12 protein-coding genes are annotated in these 18,342 nt (G+C 61.3%); 7 read left to right on the top strand and 5 right to left on the bottom strand.

Annotated elements, in window-relative coordinates:
* The first annotated feature begins 75 nt into the window (after positions 1-75).
* The 3 genes from ACH6CX_RS10600 (at position 76) to ACH6CX_RS10590 (ending at position 6,222) form a co-directional block, all read left to right on the top strand.
* Complete coding sequence (locus ACH6CX_RS10600; protein ID WP_396675386.1) at positions 76-2,241, top strand: prolyl oligopeptidase family protein; 2,166 nt, start codon at positions 76-78, stop codon at positions 2,239-2,241.
* Positions 2,242-2,456: 215 nt separating this feature from the next.
* On the top strand, positions 2,457-4,187 hold the full coding sequence (locus tag ACH6CX_RS10595) for an AMP-binding protein (protein WP_233006061.1): 1,731 nt from the start codon (positions 2,457-2,459) through the stop codon (positions 4,185-4,187).
* Positions 4,188-4,392: 205 nt separating this feature from the next.
* Positions 4,393-6,222 (top strand): DUF885 domain-containing protein, encoded by a 1,830-nt coding sequence (locus tag ACH6CX_RS10590; protein WP_237064062.1) that lies wholly within the window; start codon positions 4,393-4,395, stop codon positions 6,220-6,222.
* Between the two features lie 73 nt (positions 6,223-6,295).
* On the opposite strand, the gene ACH6CX_RS10585 is transcribed toward ACH6CX_RS10590, so the two are convergent.
* Together ACH6CX_RS10585 and ACH6CX_RS10580 are read right to left on the bottom strand one after the other, a co-directional pair.
* Positions 6,296-7,045, bottom strand: a complete 750-nt coding sequence (locus tag ACH6CX_RS10585; RefSeq protein ID WP_233006059.1) for a 4'-phosphopantetheinyl transferase — start codon at positions 7,043-7,045, stop codon at positions 6,296-6,298.
* 181 nt (positions 7,046-7,226) lie between these two features.
* Positions 7,227-7,526 carry a DUF1540 domain-containing protein gene (locus tag ACH6CX_RS10580; protein ID WP_233006058.1) on the bottom strand — a complete coding sequence of 100 codons (300 nt, stop codon included), beginning with the start codon at positions 7,524-7,526 and terminating at the stop codon, positions 7,227-7,229.
* A 182-nt stretch (positions 7,527-7,708) separates the two neighbouring features.
* On the opposite strand from ACH6CX_RS10580, the gene ACH6CX_RS10575 reads away from it, so the two are divergent.
* Positions 7,709-11,164 carry a PAS-domain containing protein gene (locus ACH6CX_RS10575; protein WP_396675385.1) on the top strand — a complete coding sequence of 1,152 codons (3,456 nt, stop codon included), beginning with the start codon at positions 7,709-7,711 and terminating at the stop codon, positions 11,162-11,164.
* Here the strand turns inward: ACH6CX_RS10575 and ACH6CX_RS10570 are convergent.
* Together ACH6CX_RS10570 and acs are read right to left on the bottom strand one after the other, a co-directional pair.
* Positions 11,130-11,840: a response regulator transcription factor gene (locus tag ACH6CX_RS10570; RefSeq protein WP_233006056.1), complete on the bottom strand. Its 711-nt coding sequence runs from the start codon at positions 11,838-11,840 to the stop codon at positions 11,130-11,132. The genes ACH6CX_RS10575 and ACH6CX_RS10570 overlap by 35 nt on opposite strands.
* 209 nt (positions 11,841-12,049) lie before the next feature.
* Positions 12,050-14,008, bottom strand: coding sequence for an acetate--CoA ligase (acs, locus tag ACH6CX_RS10565; RefSeq protein WP_237064059.1), 1,959 nt, complete (start codon positions 14,006-14,008; stop codon positions 12,050-12,052).
* Positions 14,009-14,259: 251 nt separating this feature from the next.
* Here acs and ACH6CX_RS10560 point away from each other — a divergent pair, with 251 nt between their 5' ends.
* From ACH6CX_RS10560 to ACH6CX_RS10550, 3 genes are read left to right on the top strand one after another with little or no spacing between them, the layout of a single operon-like run.
* A complete protein-coding gene (locus ACH6CX_RS10560) occupies positions 14,260-15,591 on the top strand; it encodes a DcaP family trimeric outer membrane transporter (protein ID WP_237064058.1) in 1,332 nt (443 codons plus the stop codon).
* A gap of 53 nt (positions 15,592-15,644) precedes the next feature.
* Positions 15,645-15,962, top strand: coding sequence for a DUF4212 domain-containing protein (locus ACH6CX_RS10555; protein WP_233006053.1), 318 nt, complete (start codon positions 15,645-15,647; stop codon positions 15,960-15,962).
* A 9-nt stretch (positions 15,963-15,971) separates the two neighbouring features.
* The gene (locus ACH6CX_RS10550) at positions 15,972-17,678 is read left to right on the top strand and encodes a sodium:solute symporter family protein (protein WP_233006052.1); all 1,707 of its coding nucleotides are present in this window, start codon (positions 15,972-15,974) and stop codon (positions 17,676-17,678) included.
* A gap of 131 nt (positions 17,679-17,809) precedes the next feature.
* Here ACH6CX_RS10550 and ACH6CX_RS10545 read toward each other — a convergent pair whose 3' ends face one another.
* Positions 17,810-18,325 carry a GNAT family N-acetyltransferase gene (locus ACH6CX_RS10545; RefSeq protein ID WP_237064056.1) on the bottom strand — a complete coding sequence of 172 codons (516 nt, stop codon included), beginning with the start codon at positions 18,323-18,325 and terminating at the stop codon, positions 17,810-17,812.
* Positions 18,326-18,342 lie beyond the last annotated feature (17 nt).

Genomic DNA, 18,342 nt, shown 5'->3' with positions numbered 1-18,342 from the left:
GTGACGGAAGTCGCCGTAGCTGGAGGCAGGTTGTCCTGCCGGAATGTCCAATAAGAAGACGCGAGAAACTTACGCATGAGAAAGCTTACCTCACTGGCTGTTGTCGGCCTCCTCGCTGCCTGTTCCGGGGAGTCCCCGGGGGAATCACAGGTCTCGGCAAGCGAGAGCGTGGCGAACAATCCCATCGCCGATATTGTTTACCCGGAAACCAGGGAGGGCGAGGTGATCGATACCTATTTCGGTGCTGAAGTGGCAGACCCCTATCGCTGGCTGGAGGATGACCGCAGTGAGGAAACCGGGGCCTGGGTTGAGGCGCAGAACGCTGTCACCTTTGATTACCTGGAAAGTATCCCCTATCGCGAGACACTGAAGCAGCGGCTCGAGTCCCTGTGGAATTATGAGAAAGTGGGGCGCCCCTTCACCGAGGGGGAATACACATACTTCTATCGCAACGACGGCCTGCAGGACCAGTACGTGGTATGGCGCCGCAAGGGCGAAGGCGAGGCCGAGGTCTTCCTCGACCCGAATCAGTTCAGCGAGGATGGAACCACATCGCTCGCTACCCTGAGCTTTTCCCGGGACGGCTCTATCGCCGCATATGCCATCTCCGAGGGCGGCAGTGACTGGCGCAAGATCATTGTCATGGATGCCGAAACGAAAGAGGTCCTCGAGGAGCCGCTGGTGGACGTGAAGTTTTCCGGCATCTCCTGGAAAGGCAATGAGGGGTTCTACTATTCCAGCTATGACAAGCCAGAGGGCAGTGAGCTGTCCGCGAAAACCGACCAGCACAAGCTCTACTATCATAAATTGGGCCAGCCGCAATCCGGGGACCGCCTGGTTTTCGGAGGCAAGCCAGAACAGAAGCGCCGCTATGTTCAGGGTTACGTGACCGAGGACGACCGCTTCCTGGTTATCTCCGGGGCCCGTTCCACGTCCGGTAATGATCTTTTCATCCGCGACCTGACAAAGGAGTCGGCCCCACTGGTACCGGTGCTGGAGGATTTCGAATCAGATACCTACGTGATCGATAATGTCGACAGCAAGCTTTACCTGGTGACTAATCGCGATGCACCGAACAAGAAGATTGTGACTGTTGATGCGTCGGTTCCCTCCCCTGACAACTGGGTGGATTTTATTCCCGAAACCGGGAATGTACTGACTGCATCCACTGGCGGTGGCTACCTCTTTGCTGAATACATGGTCGATGCGTTGTCGAAGGTCTACCAGTATGACTACGATGGCGAGCGTGTGCGCGAGATCGAGCTGCCCGGGCCGGGAAGTGCCTCTTCCATCAGCGGTAAGCGTGAGGACGATGTCCTCTATTACTCGTTCACCAACTACAAGACACCCTCAACCATCTTTGCGCTGGATGCGGATGAAGGTGACTCCACTGTATTCCGGAAGTCCGGTGCGGACTTTGACAGCGATCGCTACGAGTCCACCCAGGTGTTCTATACCTCCGCGGATGGCACACGTGTGCCCATGATGATCACGCACAAGAAGGGGCTCGAGCTCGACGGCAAGAACCCGACCATCCTGTATGGCTATGGCGGCTTCAATATCAGCCTGACGCCATCATTCAGTATCGCCAACGCAGCCTGGCTGGAGCTGGGCGGCGTGTATGCGGTGCCCAACCTCCGAGGTGGCGGCGAGTACGGCAAAAACTGGCATAAGGCGGGCACCAAGCTGCAAAAGCAGAACGTGTTCGATGACTTTATCGCTGCGGCCGAGTTCCTGGTCGAGAAGAACTACACATCCAGCGATTACCTCGCCATTCGTGGTGGGTCCAATGGCGGGCTGCTGGTTGGTGCGGTTATGACCCAGCGACCGGACCTGTTCCGGGTCGCCCTGCCGGCGGTGGGCGTGATGGATATGCTGCGTTACCACACTTTCACCGCCGGTGCTGGCTGGGCCTATGATTACGGCACTGCTGAGGACAGCAAGGAGATGTTCGAGTACCTGAAGGGTTACTCGCCGGTACACAATGTGAAGGCGGGCGTGGAGTATCCGGCCACCCTGGTCACCACCGCAGACCATGATGACCGTGTAGTGCCGGCTCATTCCTTCAAGTTTGCCGCAGAGCTGCAGGCCAAGCAGGCGGGGGCGGCCCCGACACTGATCCGTATCGAAACCAAGGCCGGCCACGGGGCGGGCACCCCCGTTTCGAAGAGCATCGAACAGTACGCGGATATCTTCAGCTTTACCCTGTTCAATATGGGGATGAAATCGCTGCCAAATTAAGTTCACTTTTAAAGTGTTATCTGGAAGCCCGGCATTGCCGGGCTTTTTTTGCCCGGGTAAGTCACCCGCTGCCCGGCTGGGGCCTGCCGAACAGCTGCGACAGGCGCAAAAAATTATGCTTATACTAGCTTCTGGTCCTGGCAGAGGGACCGCAAAACAGCGATGAGGTAGCCGCAGAGTCACAACAAACACAATAACGATTGTGAGGTGCCGGTATGACCCCTGAAGAGAAGTACGCTGGCCTGCAGGGCCGGCAGCCCCTGGATATCCTCTACCAACGGGAGCGGGAGCAGCCCGACCGCATATACCTGCGGCAGATGCAGCAACGCCAGTGGCGCGAATACACCTGGGGCGAGGTCATGGACCGGGCTCGCCGTATTGCTGCATTCCTCGGTGAGCGGTACCAGCCCGGTGACCGGATCGCGATTCATGCCAAGAACTGCGCTGACTGGATCATCGTCGATATTGCCATCATGCTGGCGGGTATGGTCAGTGTCCCGCTATACCCGGGCCAGTCCACAACATCCATGCGCTATGTGCTGGAGCATTCCGAGTCACGGCTGATTTTCTGTGGTGCCAGTGACGACAATGAGGCCCTGAAGGAAGTCGCTGCGACCCTGCCTTCTGTAGCAATCCAGCGTTGTGAGATTGACTGTGATGAATCCCTGGAGCAGCTGGTGGCCGAGCACCGGGCCATAACCGACTGTCCCCTCTATCCCGATGACCAGGTCTTCACCATCATGTACACGTCGGGTACCACGGGTAACCCCAAGGGAGTCATGCATACCTGGTCGGCAATCTCTTTCGCCGTGCCGAATATGGTGCGTGGCTTCGGTTTTGATGAAAGTGACCGTTTTTTTTCCTACCTGCCGCTGGCGCATGCCGCCGAGCGGATCGTGGTCGAGTTCCACAGCCTTTATGCTGGGACCCCGGTACACTTTCCCGAGTCCCTCGATACTTTCCTTGCAGACCTGCAGCGTACCCGCCCGACCATGTTTTTCTCGGTACCGCGCCTGTGGGCCAAGTTCAAGGAAGGGATCGACGCAAAGATACCGCCACGCATCCAGCATCTGCTGTTACAGCTCCCCGGGGTCAATCGCTGGTTCCGCAACAAGGTGCAAAAGGGACTGGGGTTGGACCAGGCGCGAATGCTGGTAACCGGCGCTTCGCCGATTTCCATCGATTTGCAGAAGTGGTACCACCGCATGGGCATGATGGTCACTGATGGCTATGGCATGACCGAGAATTTTATTTATGGCTGCATTACCCACATGGGGGAAACGCCGGTTCCGGGCACAGTGGGCAAGCCGTTCTGGGACTGCGAAGTGAAAATATCCGAGCGGGGCGAAATCCTGTTTCGCAGTCGCGCACTGATGAAGGGCTACTACCTGGAGCCGGAGAAAACCGCCGAAGTGCTCCGGGACGGCTACTATCACACCGGTGATGAAGGCTATATCGACAGTGATGGGCTGCTGCACGTTACAGGCCGCCTGGCCGATTCCTTCAAGACCAGCAAGGGCAAGTTTATCCAGCCTCCCGAGCTCGAGGGCCGCTTCGGTGATAACCCGCTGCTGGGGCAGGTATGTGTTTTGGGGCACGGCATGGACCAGCCGGTAATGCTGGCGACCCTGTCCGAGCTGGCAAAAAAAATGGATCCGCACGAGTGTGCGGAGCAGCTGTCCCGGGACCTGGAAGCCGTCAATGAAACGCTGGCCTATCATCAGCGCATACGGGCGATATTCCTGGTCCGGGGCGACTGGACACCGCAGAATGAACTGGCCACACCCACGCTTAAAATCAAGCGTAAGGCCGTGGAGGCACAGTATCGTCCCTGGATCGAGGCGCACCCGACCGCCACCGGGGTGGTCCGGGAGCCGGTTGCTGCCCCGGCCGAACGTTCGCCCCGGGACAGTGGCTTCGAACGACCGGCCACGGACATCGACTAGCAAGGGCGTCCCGCTGTGATTCACTGGCGGGATCAGTGTATTCTCTCTGTGACTATAAAAAGAATCCGGTCGCAATTCCGCATCGTGGTGGTGTGAGTCCGATGGGGCATGAAATAGGCGTGTCCTGATATACAAGACCTGGATCGCTACCGGCTGGCCCCTGTGCCGAATGCGTGGCTGATCGAAAAGAACAGAGAGCCTTACTGTGAAAATCCTGAAAATAATCGGCGGCAGCCTGCTGGCACTGGTAGTGGCCGCCGGCTCCCTGGCTGCCCATGAATGGTATGCCGAAAAACCTTTCTCATTCCGTGTCTTTGTCGATCGCCAGCTGGTGAAAGTCGCGTTCGACAGCCCGGAAATGCTCACCTCACTGGGTTTCCTGGAATCCCTCGGGATCAAGGGGCACAACGCGGAGCTGGACGAGATCAGCACGGCAAAAACCGAGGCCATGTTTGCGGACTTCCGCCAGTTCCGGAAGACGCTTGACCGCTATGAGGGCCTGGACGAACAGCAGCAACTGACCCGGGAAATTGCCATCTACCTGGCCGATATGGTGACCGAGGCGGAAAAGTTTCGCTATCACACCTACCCGGTCAACCAGCTGTTTGGCGTTCAGAACGGCTATCCCAGTTTTATGGAGGCCCAGCACCAGGTACACGAGTTGGAGGACGCGGAGAATTACCTTTCGCGCCTGGAGGCTGTGGAAACCAAATTCGCCCAGTTACTGGACGACCTCCGCATTCGCGAGGACCGCGGCATCATCCCGCCGCGCTTTGTGATTGAACGGGTACTCGACGAAATGCGTGGATTTGTGAAAACGCCGGTGGAGGAGAATATTCTCTACACCTCACTGGCGAAAAAGATGGATGAGTCCACTGCCATCGCTCCCGCAGAGGCAGGTGCCATGCTCGAGAAGGCCGAAGCGCGGATCGAGTCCCATGTGTATCCCGCATACCAGGGATTGATCAGTTACTTCGCCAACCTGTCTGACCGCGCCGGCACCGACCATGGCTACTGGCACCTGCCGCAGGGGGAAGAGGCTTACCGGCTGGCCCTGAAGATGTTCACTACCACCGATTACAGCGCGGACGAAATTCACCGCCTTGGGCTGGCAGAAGTTGAGCGGATCCAGGGGCAAATACTGGAGATCCTGGCACAGCAGGGCATGGACACCTCCGACGGATTTACCGCGGCCATAGATGAGTTGAATGACCGTCCCGAATTTTATTACGAGGACAGCGATGCGGGGCGTCAGCAGATCCTGGCTGATTACCAGGAGATCCTGGATGAGATCAGTGCGGGCCTGGATGACGCTTTCCGCGTGCGTCCCCAGGCCGGGCTGGAGGTTGTCCGCATTCCCGAGTTTAAGGAAAAGACCGCGCCCGGTGCCTATTATCAACAGCCGGCACTGGATGGCAGCCGCCCGGGACGGTTTTTTGCCAACCTCTATGATATCGAGGCAACGCCAAAATTCGGAATGCGCACCCTGGCCTACCACGAGGGCATCCCCGGGCACCACTTCCAGATCGCGATTGCGCAGGAACTGGAAGGTATGCCGTTGTTGCGCCGTATGGCGCCGTTCACGGCCTACACCGAAGGCTGGGCGCTGTACGCCGAGCGGGTGGCCTGGGAGCTTGGTTTCCAGGACAACCCCTACGACAATGTCGGTCGCCTGGTAGCGGAGCTGTTCCGGGCGGTGCGCCTGGTGGTGGATACCGGCATTCACCAAAAGCGCTGGACGCGGGAGCAGGCGATCGAATATATGCTGGCAAATACGGGCATGGCAGAGAGCGATGTCACCGCGGAAATCGAGCGCTATATCGTCATGCCCGGCCAGGCGACAGCCTACAAGATCGGCATGATCAAGATCCTGGAATTGCGCGAGCAGGCCGAGCAACAGCTGGGTGATCGTTTTGATTTGCGCGACTTTCACGATGTGGTGCTGAAGAACGGCGCGGTGCCGCTGGATATTCTCGAGAAAATCGTGAACCGATATATCGCGGACACCCTGGCATCGGGCAGCGCAGCAGCCTGATCACTGGCCTCTTCCAGAACCGGGAGCCGGGGCAGCAGTTCCCGGTTCCGGTTTGGCATCCCGCACCCGGTGGCTAACCGGCTGGCCGGGATTCTGCACCATCGACCAGCCAGGTAAGGATGCCGCCGCCATGCCGACGGAAGCCGAGCCTGAATACCTGCCCCCGGTGTACTATTGCTGACAGGTCCCGCAGGGCTTCCAGTTGCAGCAGTCCTTTCGATGGGTAGGCAGTCGCCAGTCCCACATCGGTAAATTCAAAGTAGTCTCGCGCCAGCGGGTAGAGGGCTTTGAACAGGCTTTCCTTGGCCGAGAACAGCACAGTCGTTCCAAGCGCCGGGTCGCCGAATACTCTTGTCAGTTGCCCCGCCTCACCACCGGCGGTAATCGCTGCGAGCACTTCTGCGCACTGTCCCCGGGGGAGCACTGGCTCGTAGTCGATCCCGAGGATGGCAGGCGCAGGCGCAACGGTGCAGATTGCACGGCCGGCGTCGTGGGTGATGGAGCCGGTGAAACCCTCTGGCCACAGTGGTTGGCGCTGCTGACCCATGCCGACTGTGGTTTGCACGGATCCCAGGCGGCGCAGCAGGGTGCCGGCCAGGTAACGACCGGCGAGGAACTCAGCCCTGCGCCGGGGCACGGCTCTGGCGAGAGAGCGGGGAAAGGTGACCTGCAGGGTCTGGTAGAGCTGGTCATCGTAGGCCCCGGGGTCGAACCGGGTCTCGGCGCACAGCCCCGCCACGCCACTCAGGCCCGGCAACTCGACCGCTGTTATCGGGCCGGCAAATCGCCGTGATAGTTCGACCGGGTCGGCGGAATCCAGCATGCCTCAGCCATCCTTGCCATTTGCATTGAAGGTGTCCATATCCGCCAAGCGGCGGCTTTGACCACTGATTTCAACACAGATCCTGCGGAGGGGGAATTGCCTGCGGCGGAAGGGCCGCAGCGGCTGGGATGCAAGGTGCGGGTTTCCCACCCGGCCAGGTGGCCGGGTGGAATGGGGAGGTTCAGTGCCGGGCGCTGTAGGTCAGGCAATTGACCGAATTACCACTCTTGCCCACCTGGATACTGTCCGCGGAGCACTCGAAGTCATCGTTGTGGCTGCAGTCGGTCATCTTGCAGGCGCCGACCCCGGCGGTGCGGTCACTGTCGGTGTGCTGCGAGTTGTCGAAGAAGGTGTCACAGTCCGGATCCTGGCCATGGCCGATGGTAATGGCGCGGGCGTGGCAGGAATCATCGGTGTTGAAGGCGCACTGGGTGACAGCGCAGTTGGCGACTTCCGGCATATCGGTGGCAATTATCATCATGGCCTCGCTTGGCTGCTCCTGGGATGGATGGGGAGATATGTTGGAGACTAGCCCAGCGCCCGTGCTTGTCAACGGAACCCGGCGCCACCCTTGCGACCATCCGCTAATAGCGGGGGCCCCCGGGCTTCGGGTATAAAGGGAAAGATGTTTTAGGCGCACCCCTGTACTCGGTGGACTGAGATATGATCGGCAAACCCCTCCTGCTGTTGCTGGCCCTGGTATACGTGGCACTGCTGTTCGCGGTGGCATGGCGAGCAGACCGCCGGGGCAGTGGGAAGGGGCGCTACCGGCCACTGGTCTACGCCCTGGCGCTGGCGGTTTACTGCAGCTCCTGGACATTTTTCGGCGGGGTGGGCCAGTCGACAGCCAGTACCTGGAGCTACCTGCCCATTTACCTGGGGCCAATCCTGCTGTTCCTGTTTGGTGGATCCTTCCTGCGCCGGCTGCTGGTGGTTGGCGAGCGGCAGAAAGTCACCTCCATCGCCGATTTCATTGGCTCCCGCTATGGCAAGAGTCGCGGCCTGTCTGCGCTGGTGGCGCTGCTGGCAATCTTCGGGACTCTGCCCTATATCGCGCTGCAACTGCGCGCCGTCACCATGGCCTGGGATACGGTCGGCGGTGGTGCCGGCGGTGGCTTTGTGAACCTGGATACGGCCCTGGTCACCGCGCTGCTGATGGGGTTGTTCGCGGTGTTTTTCGGAACCCGCCACCTGGAGGGGCGCGAGCGCAACCGCGGTGTAGTGGCGGCGATCGCCCTGGAGTCGCTGGTGAAACTCCTGGCCTTCGCCGCAATCGGCGGGTTCGCCTGCTGGCTGCTGCTGGACGAGACGCTCGCGTCCGGCGCGGTGCTGGAGCGTCGCTGGGACCCTCTGGAACTGGATGCCGGTTTCCTCACCCAGACTTTACTGGCCACCGTCGCCATCATCTGCCTGCCGCGCCAGTTCCATATGGCGGTGGTGGAATACCAGGGACCCCGGGACCTGCAGGCCGCGCGCTGGTTGCTGCCGCTCTACCTGGTGCTGTTCTCGATCCTGATCCTGCCTATCGCCATGGCCGGCCAGCCGCTGCTTGCACAGGGACTGGCGCCGGATAGCCTGGTGCTGACCCTGCCCATGGCCGCCGACCAGGGCGCCCTGACCGCGCTCGTCTACCTGGGGGGCTTTTCCGCGGCCACCGGCATGGTGGTGGTGGCGGCGGTGACACTGGCGATCATGATTTCCAATGAGCTGGTGGGCCCGGTGTGGCTCTACCTGAGTCGCTATACACGGCTGTCCGCGGTTTCCTTCGGCAATTACCTGCGCCAGGTACGCGCTGCCAGCATCATGCTCCTGATGCTGATGGGCTGGGGGGTGCACCGCGCCATCACCGGACTGGATGCCCTGGCGCCCGTTGGCCTGCTGTCCTTTGCAGCCGCGGCGCAACTGGCCCCGGCACTGGTGGCGGGCCTCTACTGGCGGCGTGCCCATCGCAATGGCGTCTGGGCGGGCCTGTCCGCCGGCTATGCGCTCTGGTTCTACTGCCTGGTAGTGCCGGCGATCTTCCCCGGGGCGAGCCTGGTCGAGTCGGGCCCGCTGGGAATCAGTTGGCTGCGCCCGGAGCAGATGATGGGGCTCGCGGGACTGGACAGCCTGAGTCACGGTGTCTTCTGGAGCCTGCTGGCCAATATCTCGCTGTTTGTGCTGGTGTCAGGGCTGTGCCGGCAGGGCAAGCGCGATCGGCGCCAGGCGGAATTATTCGTGGGCAGCGGTGAAACGGTGCGGGATGAAAGTATCGAGCTGTCCCCCACCAGCATTCCCATGGGGCAGTTGCACAGCCTGATGAAGCCATTTGTCGGTGCCGGGCGCCTCGATGGGATATGGCGCGAGTTCGAGCAGCGTTCGGGACAGCGCCTGCTGCCCGACGACCAGGCCCCGCGATTTGCCGTGCGTGAGGCCGAAGGCGTCCTCGCCGGGGTGGTGGGTTCCGCCACCGCGCACCAGGTGGTGGAATTGCTGCGGCGCAACCGGCCCCTGAAAGTGGAGGATATCGCGCGCCTGGTGGACGGTGCCTCGGAGAAACTGCGTTTCAGCCAGGAGCTGCTGCAGACCACGGTCGAGACAATTAGCCAGGGAATCAGCGTGGTGGATGCGGAGCTGCGCCTGGTGGCCTGGAACCAGCAGTACATCGATTTGTTCGAGTATCCCCGGCGGTTGCTGTATATCGGTTGCCCGATCGAGCGCCTCTACCGCCACAACGCCGAGCGGGGACTCTACGGGGACAACCAGGGTGACCTGGATGCCCAGGTGGCGAGACGGTTGGACCTGTTGCGCCACGGCAGTGCCCACCGGTTCGAGCGCCGCCTGCCCAATGGCGTTATCGTCGAAGTGCGGGGAACGCCGATGCCGGGCGGTGGTTTCGTAAGCACCTTCACCGATATCAGCGATTACCGGGCGGCGGTGGATGCACTGGAGGAGAACCAGCGTACCCTGGAACACCGGGTGGCGCAGCGCACTGCTGAACTGGCGGACCTCCATGCAGCCAAGTCCCGCTTCCTCGCCCACACCAGCCATGACCTGCTGCAGCCCATCAACGCGGCCCGGCTTTTTATCGCCTCGGCCCAGCAGAAAGCCGGGCGCCAGGACTGGCCAGAGGCCATGCACGATATCGCCGGTATCGACGGTGCCCTCAATTCCGCCGAGCAGTTGATCGGCGCCCTGCGGGAAATCAGCCGGCTGGACTCGGGCAAGCTGACGCCCAACCGCGAACATTTTCCGCTGGCCGAGTTGCTGGGGGGGCTGGCGACCGAGTTCGCGGCCATTGCCGCAGACCGCAACCTGCAGTTCCGGTATGTGGCCTGCAGCGCCTGGGTCTACAGTGACCGGCAGTTATTGCGGCGTATCCTGCAGAATTTCCTGGGTAATGCGCTGCATTACACCCGCCGCGGGCGCGTATTGCTCGGTGTGCGCCGCCGCGGCGGCGAGCTGGAGATCCAGGTCTGGGACACGGGGCCCGGTATTGCCCCGCAGGAGCAATCGCGGATATTCGACGAGTTCGTGCGCCTGTCGACGGCCGAGCGCGGTCCCGACAAGGGCCTGGGACTGGGGCTGGCAATTGCCAGCCGCAGTGCCAGCCTGCTGGGGCATGCCATTGACCTGCGCTCCACACCGGGCCGCGGCGCCATGTTTTCCATCCGGCTGCCCCTGGGGAGTGTCTCGACTGGTCGCCGGCCCGGGCGGGAGCCGGGCGCCAGCGCCGGGCCCGGCGGACTTGGGGGGCTGCGGGTGCTGTGTATCGATAACGAGGATGCGATAGTGCGGGGCATGCAGAGCCTGCTTGAGGGCTGGGGCTGCCGGGTATCTGTAGCCCATTCCCTGGAGGCGGCGTTTTCCATCAGTGCGGCGTCCCCGCCTCCGGAGCTGGTAATTGTCGATTATCACCTGGATAACGATGAAACCGGCGTGGACGCTTTCGAGGGACTGGTCGAGGTATGGGGGGAGCGCGTGCCGGGGATACTGATCAGCGCTGATATTTCGGGACAGGTGCGAGACAGCGCGCGGGTTGCCGGGTTGCACTACCTGCCCAAGCCGGTAAAGCCGGCGGCGTTGCGTAACCTGGTACGGCGGGTCAGGCGGGCTCAGGTTGCCGAGGAGGTGGATTGAACTGGCCCGGCTGCTCGACGTCCAGGCTGTTGAGGGCCAGCACCGCCTGGGTCCGCGAATTGACGCCCAGCTTGCGGAACAGCGCGGTCAGGTGTGCCTTCACCGTCGCCTCGGTTACATTCATCTCGTAGGCGATCTGCTTGTTGAGCAGGCCCTCTCCGAGCATGGTGGCGACGCGGAACTGCTGGGGGGTCAGCGCGGCAACCACATCCGCTACCGCGTCGCTGTCCGATTCCTGCCTTGCGCACAGACTGGAAATCCCCTCGGGCAGCCAAATCTCGCCGGCAAGCACCTCCCCGATGGCCTCGGCAATGGTCTCTACCGGGGCTGACTTGGGCAGGAAACCGCAGGCACCGTAGTCGATCGACCGGCACATCACCTCCGGCTTCTCATTGGCGGACACCACCATGACCGGCAACTGCGGGTACTGCCCGGCCAGGAAGGCCAGGCCACTGAAGCCATGTGCCCCCGGCATATGCAGGTCGAGCAGCAGCAGGTCGCAGTCGCCGTGCCCGGCCACACATGCCTGCAGGGATTCCATATCGTGCGCCTCGTGCAGCTCCGCTTCGGGGAAGATCTGGCGGATGGACTGGCGCAGCGCACTGCGGAACAGTGGGTGGTCATCGGCGACGATAAACTGGCGCCTGTGCCGATGGGAATCGGATTGAATGCCCATAACTCCCTCATCATCGTGCGGGCTCTCGCGGAGCCCTTTGTCATTTTCATTATTGTAACGCCGGGTGCGGCTCAGTTTACGACGGGACGGGGTCTGTTGGCTCGGTTATCTGTGAATGTGACACTCCTGGTGGCCATAGCCAATTGCCCGCACCGGCGCCGTGAGGGCCGGTACAGGCGTCAGGGGCAACGGGGCCGCCGGGCCAGTCCTCAGGCCGGTTCGGCCAGTTGCGCGTGGTTCTCGATCAGCTGCTCCACTACTCCCGGGTCCGCCAGCGTGGAAATATCCCCCAGCTGGTCGCACTCGTCAGCGGCGATCTTGCGCAGGATCCGCCGCATAATCTTGCCGGACCGGGTCTTTGGCAGCCCGGGCGCCCACTGGATGATATCCGGTGTCGCGATGGGACCGATCTCTCGGCGCAGCCAGTCACGCAGGGCTATGCGCATCTTCTCATCCGGCTCCACATCACTGTTCAGGGTTACGTATACGTAGATGCCCTGGCCCTTGATGTCATGGGGGAAACCCACCACCGCGGCCTCTGCCACAGCGGGATGGGCCACCAGTGCGCTCTCGATTTCCGCGGTGCCCATGCGGTGGCCCGAGACATTCAGCACGTCGTCTACGCGGCCGGTGATCCAGTAATAGTCGTCTGCATCCCGCCGGGCGCCGTCGCCGGTGAAGTACATTCCCGGGAAGGTGCTGAAGTAGGTATCGACAAAGCGCCGGTGATCCCCGAACACGGTGCGCATCTGCCCCGGCCAGCTGTCCAGCATCACCAGGTTGCCCTCGGCAGCCCCTTCCAGGATGTTGCCATCGTTGTCCACCAGCGCTGGGCGGATGCCAAAGAAGGGGCGGGTGGCGGAGCCGGGCTTCAATGCCGTGGCACCGGGCAGGGGCGTCAGCAGGGCGGCGCCGGTTTCCGTCTGCCACCAGGTATCCACAATCGGGCATTTGCCGCAGCCGAAGCTGCGGTGGTACCAGCGCCAGGCCTCGGGGTTGATAGGTTCGCCCACGGTCCCCAGGAGTCGCAGGGAGGAGAGGTCGGCGCCCTCCGTGGGCCTGTCACCCTCGGCCATCAGGGCGCGGATGGCAGTGGGGGCAATGTACAGGATATTGATCCGGTGCTCGTCGATTACCTGTGCCACGCGGCGTACATCCGGGTAATTGGGGACTCCCTCGTACATCACCGTGGTGGCGCCGTTGGCCAGCGGCCCGTAGATAATGTAGGTGTGGCCGGTGACCCAGCCGATATCCGCGGCGCACCAGTAGCGCTCGCCGGGACGGTAGTCGAATACATATTCGTGGGTCAGGGACGCATAGGTGAGGTATCCGCCGCTGGTGTGCAGGACCCCCTTGGGCTTGCCGGTGGAACCGGAGGTATAGAGGATAAACAGCGGGTCCTCAGCGCCCATTTCCTCGGCCGGGCATTCGTCGTTCTGTGCCGTCAGCAGCTCTCCATAGTCCACGTCCCGGCCGGGCACCATGTCCACCGGGTCGTCGGTGTAGTTCACCACCACCGCTGTTTCCACAGTGGTTTCCCGGCACAGGTCGATGGCCCGATCCACGTTCTCCTTCAGCACCACTGAGCGGCCACCGCGCCGGCCGGCATTGGCCGTGACAATCACCCGCGACTGGCCGTCGTCCATACGCCCTGCCAGCGCTTCAGGGGAGAAGCCGGCGAAGACCACCGAGTGGACCGCGCCGATCCGGGCACAGGCGAGCATGGCCACCGCCGCCTGCGGGATCATCGGCATGTAGATGGTGACCACATCCCCGCGCCTTACCCCCAGGGACTTCAGGCCGTTGGCGAAGCGGCATACCTCATTGTGCAGTTCCCGGTAGCTGATCTCACGGCTGTTGCCGGGCTCATCGCCAACCCACAGGATGGCGGTATCGTCGCCGCGCGTGGCCAGGTGGCGGTCCAGGCAGTTTGCGGCCACGTTCAAGGTGCCGTCGGCGAACCAGCGGATGTGCAGGTCATCGCGGGCAAAGGAGACATCCTTTACCTGTGTGAACGGCTTCATCCAGTCGAGCCGCCGGGCCTGTTCGCGCCAGAAGCCCTCGCTGTCCTCGATCGAGCGCCGGTACATTTCGAAGTAGCCCTGTTCATCCAGCAGGGTCCTGCCGGCATAGGAATCGGGTACGGGGTAGAGCGTTGGTTCTGTCATCTTGCGCTGCCTCGCTGGGTTCAATGATGGGAATATTCTGGATTGCATCGAATTCTGTCACCGGGGCGCACATCGGCGTATTAGACAAACGTCGAAACCCGGGGAAAATATAAAGGAAGGGCCTGATCCCAACTTAGACATTGGTCTAATTCGGTGGGTGACTTAGACCAATGGTTAATACCCTCTGTCGCCAGGACAGGGTTTGATTGCGAACGGTAGCCGTCCATTCAAACAGCGATGAGGGAGAGGTTATGACCATAACAACACGGAAAATCATGGCTCGCCTCTCGGCGGGCATTCTTGTCTCCTCTGCCGGTGGCCTTGCCAGTGCCGCAGCGGAACCCCTGACCAACGAGGAACTGCAGCTGCGCATCCAGGAGCTGCAGGCGCAGGTGCAGAACCTGGCAGAAGAGGCGCAAGCGGCCCGGCAGCGCCAGGCTGTGGATATAGCGGAAGATCCCGAACCCACGCGTCCTGCGGACGGCGAAACCGAGCTGCAGTTCGGCGGATTCGTCAAGCTCGACAGCGCCGTCAGCGACTACTCCGACGGCGACTCGGCCACGGCGGGTATCGGTGAGGACTTCCTGGTGCCATCCACCATTCCGATCGGGGGAGAGGGCGGGGAGGCCAAGTACCATGCCCATGCCAAGTCGACCCGGCTGTTCGTGAAGACCCGCACCAGGTTCGGTACGGGCCAGGTAAACACCCACCTGGAAATCGACGCCATGGGCAGTGCCCAGGGCGACGAGCGTATCAGTAACTCCTATTCCCAGCGCCTGCGCCACGCCTATGTGGACTGGGATATCGACGGCAGGCGCTCACTGCTGGCGGGGCAGACCTGGTCCACCTTCTTCAATGTGGGGGCCCTGCCGGAGGGCATGGACTTTGTCGGCCCGGTGGGCACCATCTTCGAGCGCCAGCCGCAGCTGCGCTACACCCACAGTATCGGAGACGGCAGCCTGCAGCTGGCGGCAGAGAACCCGGCCACCACACTCTACAACGGCACCGAGAACCCCTACGACGACAACAGTACGCCGGATGTGGTGTTGCGTTATAACAACAACGCCGGTGGATTGAATTACTCGATTGCCTCAATGAGCCGTGAACTGGCCTACGAAAATGCGGTGGGCCAGGAGTCGCGCCGGGGCTACGCCATCAGCCTGTCGGGCAAGTATCCGCTCGGGGCCGACGACATCCGCTTTATGTACAGCTACGGCAACGCCCTCGGGCGGTATATGGGCCTGAACGGCTACCGCGCGGGAATTATCGATGCGGATGGTGATATCGAGCTGATCGACCAGTCCGGCGGTTTTGTTGCGCTGCGGCATTTCTGGAGTGAGCGGTGGCGCTCCAACCTGGTGCTTTCCATGACCAGTGCTGACAATCCCGACTTTGTGGGGGACACCACTGCCTCGGAGTATCGCAGCGCCCACCTGAACCTGCTCTATTCACCGTTGCCCGGAATGACCCTTGGCGGTGAGTACATCTTTGCCAGCAAGCAGGTGGAAAACGCCAGCGGGACCCTGGTCGACGATGAGGGTGACTTGCAAAGGCTGCAATTTTCCGTCAAGTATGGGTTCTGAGGCATAAGCCCCATGTACCCGGAAAGCGATAACAATAAACCTGGAGATCAATCATGAGCTTTGAAAGCGAACAGCATGCAGAGGATTACTGGAAAGAAAACCTGCGCATGATGCTCACCCTGCTGAGTATCTGGTTTGCGGTGTCCTTCGGCTGTGGAATCCTGTTTGTCGATGAGTTGAATGCAATCCGCCTCGGCGGCTTCAAGCTCGGCTTCTGGTTCGCCCAGCAGGGTGCCATTTACGTATTCCTGGCGCTGATCGTTGTCTATGTGGTCAAGATGAACAAGCTCGACCGCAAGTACAACGTGCACGAGGATCACGAGGAACCGGAAGAATTCGAGGAAGCCCTCGAAGAAGAGTTCACACACTAGGAGCGGGTCATGGATATTCAAACTCTCACTTTCATTATCGTGGGGCTGACCTTTGCCGTGTATATCGGCATTGCCATCTGGTCCCGGGCCGGCTCCACCCACGATTTCTACGTCGCCAGCGGCGGTGTCAACCCGGTTGCCAATGGCATGGCCACGGCGGCCGACTGGATGTCAGCGGCTTCGTTTATTTCCATGGCTGGGCTGATCAGCTTTATGGGCTACGACGGTGCCGTCTACCTGATGGGCTGGACCGGTGGCTACGTATTGCTGGCACTGTGTCTGGCTCCGTACCTGCGTAAGTTCGGCAAGTTTACCGTGCCGGCATTTATCGGCGACCGCTACTATTCCAATACCGCGCGAACCGTGGCGGTCATCTGTGCGGTGTTCGTCTGCTTTACCTACGTGGCGGGCCAGATGCGTGGTGTCGGGGTGGTGTTCTCCCGCTTTCTTGAGGTGGACATCACCGCCGGTGTGATCATCGGCATGGCGATCGTGTTCTTCTATGCCGTTCTCGGCGGCATGAAGGGCATCACCTACACCCAGGTGGCCCAGTACTGCGTACTGATCTGTGCCTACCTGGTGCCGGCGATCTTTATCTCCATCATGATGACCGGCCACGTTATTCCCCAGATCGGTTTTGGCGCCGAGCTGAATGACGGCTCGGGGACTTACCTGCTGGATAAGCTCGATGGCCTGTCGACGGAGCTGGGCTTTGCCGAGTACACCTCGGGGACCAAGAGCACCATCGATGTCTTCTTTATCACTGCGGCGCTGATGGTGGGTACTGCCGGGCTGCCGCATGTGATAGTGCGTTTCTTTACGGTTCCCAAGGTGCGCGATGCGCGCAAGTCCGCCGGCTGGGCACTGCTTTTTATCGCCCTGCTGTACACCACCGCGCCGGCCATCGCCACCTTTGCGCGGGTCAATATGATCGACACCATCAATGGTCCGGAAGCGCAGGGTACCGCCTACGAGGAGGCCCCGAGCTGGATCAGTAACTGGGAGAGTACCGGCCTGATCAGCTGGGAGGACAAGAATGGCGATGGCAAGATGTTCTACTCCGGCGATGAGCGCAACGAGATGAACATCGATCGCGACATCATGGTCCTGGCCAACCCGGAAATTGCGGACCTGCCCGCCTGGGTAATTGCGCTGGTGGCCGCCGGTGGTATCGCCGCCGCGCTGTCCACTTCTGCGGGCCTGTTGCTGGTGATCTCCACGTCGATCTCCCACGACCTGCTCAAGCGCAACCTGATGCCCAATATCTCGGACAAACAGGAATTGATGTACGCGCGGATTGCCTCGGGGGTGGCCGTCTGTATTGCCGGCTACCTGGGTATCAATCCACCGGGCTTCGTGGCGCAGGTGGTGGCCTTTGCCTTCGGGCTTGCGGCATCGTCGTTCTTCCCGGCGATTATCCTGGGCATCTTCAGCAAGCGGATGAACAAGGAAGGGGCGATTGCCGGCATGGTTTCCGGTATTAGCTTTACCGCGGCCTATATCATCTACTTCAAGTTCATTAACCCGGCGGGCAATATCCCGGAGAACTGGTGGTTTGGTATCTCACCGGAGGGCATTGGTACCCTGGGTATGCTGTTGAATTTCGCAGTGGCTATCACAGTTGCCCGCTTTACCGCCGATGCACCCAGGGATGTGCAGGCCATGGTTGCGGATATTCGCTTCCCGAAAGGAGCTGGTGCCGCAAGCGCTCATTGATAACGCGCCCGGGTGAGTGGGCCGGTAACCGGCCCACTCAATCCAATCCCACTTCTCTTCACCATCCATGGCGGGCCCGGGATACTTCCGATAAAGGCCCGCTTTTTTGTGTGCCTGCAATACCCGCTGGCCTAGGTGCCGGGTTTCCGCCACTCCATGACCAGCACTTCCTGGTCCTCCCCGGGATAGAGTGTCTTCCCGAGCGGTTGCAGGCCGAGTCTTTCCAGCAGGCGGATGGAAGGCCCGTTATCCGGGTTGACGATGCCTTTTATCACGGCTAGCCCGAGCTTGTTGCGGGCGAGTTCGATTACTGCCCCGGCCGCTTCCTGGGCATACCCCTGGCCACGATACGCTGGCAGGAAGGCGAAGCCGATATCCGGGTGATCGAGCCATTGCCGTTTTACCAGCCCGCACATGCCGATATCCGTGCCGTCGCGCAGCATGACCCGGTACATGCCAAAGCTGTTCTGGCAATAGGAGGGCAGCAGCGTCTCCCGCAGGTATCCGCGAGCCTGGTCGGCGGTACGGATCCCACGGTCGGCGACGTTGCGGATAAAGTCCGGGTCGTTGAGGACGGCGAGGACCGGGGCGGTGTCGTCTCCGGTAAACTCGCTGAGTAACAGCCTGTCAGTCTCGAGAATAACCATGTGGGGCTCCCTTGAAA

The sequence above is a fragment of the Microbulbifer sp. JSM ZJ756 genome (assembly GCF_044383805.1).
GTDB lineage: Bacteria > Pseudomonadota > Gammaproteobacteria > Pseudomonadales > Cellvibrionaceae > Microbulbifer > Microbulbifer zhoushanensis.
The sequence above is the reverse complement of the archived record's forward strand: the minus strand, read 5'-3'. Positions and strand labels throughout refer to the sequence as shown.

Excerpts from the sequence above, each read along its gene's own strand:
- ACH6CX_RS10600 (WP_396675386.1), top strand. The coding sequence starts at position 76 with ATGAGAAAGCTTACCTCACTGGCTGTTGTCGGCCTCCTCGCTGCCTGT.
- ACH6CX_RS10595 (WP_233006061.1), top strand. The coding sequence starts at position 2,457 with ATGACCCCTGAAGAGAAGTACGCTGGCCTGCAGGGCCGGCAGCCCCTG.
- ACH6CX_RS10585 (WP_233006059.1), bottom strand. The coding sequence starts at position 7,045 with ATGCTGGATTCCGCCGACCCGGTCGAACTATCACGGCGATTTGCCGGC.
- ACH6CX_RS10580 (WP_233006058.1), bottom strand. The coding sequence starts at position 7,526 with ATGATGATAATTGCCACCGATATGCCGGAAGTCGCCAACTGCGCTGTC.
- ACH6CX_RS10575 (WP_396675385.1), top strand. The coding sequence starts at position 7,709 with ATGATCGGCAAACCCCTCCTGCTGTTGCTGGCCCTGGTATACGTGGCA.
- ACH6CX_RS10570 (WP_233006056.1), bottom strand. The coding sequence starts at position 11,840 with ATGGGCATTCAATCCGATTCCCATCGGCACAGGCGCCAGTTTATCGTC.
- acs (WP_237064059.1), bottom strand. The coding sequence starts at position 14,008 with ATGACAGAACCAACGCTCTACCCCGTACCCGATTCCTATGCCGGCAGG.
- ACH6CX_RS10560 (WP_237064058.1), top strand. The coding sequence starts at position 14,260 with ATGACCATAACAACACGGAAAATCATGGCTCGCCTCTCGGCGGGCATT.
- ACH6CX_RS10555 (WP_233006053.1), top strand. The coding sequence starts at position 15,645 with ATGAGCTTTGAAAGCGAACAGCATGCAGAGGATTACTGGAAAGAAAAC.
- ACH6CX_RS10550 (WP_233006052.1), top strand. The coding sequence starts at position 15,972 with ATGGATATTCAAACTCTCACTTTCATTATCGTGGGGCTGACCTTTGCC.
- ACH6CX_RS10545 (WP_237064056.1), bottom strand. The coding sequence starts at position 18,325 with ATGGTTATTCTCGAGACTGACAGGCTGTTACTCAGCGAGTTTACCGGA.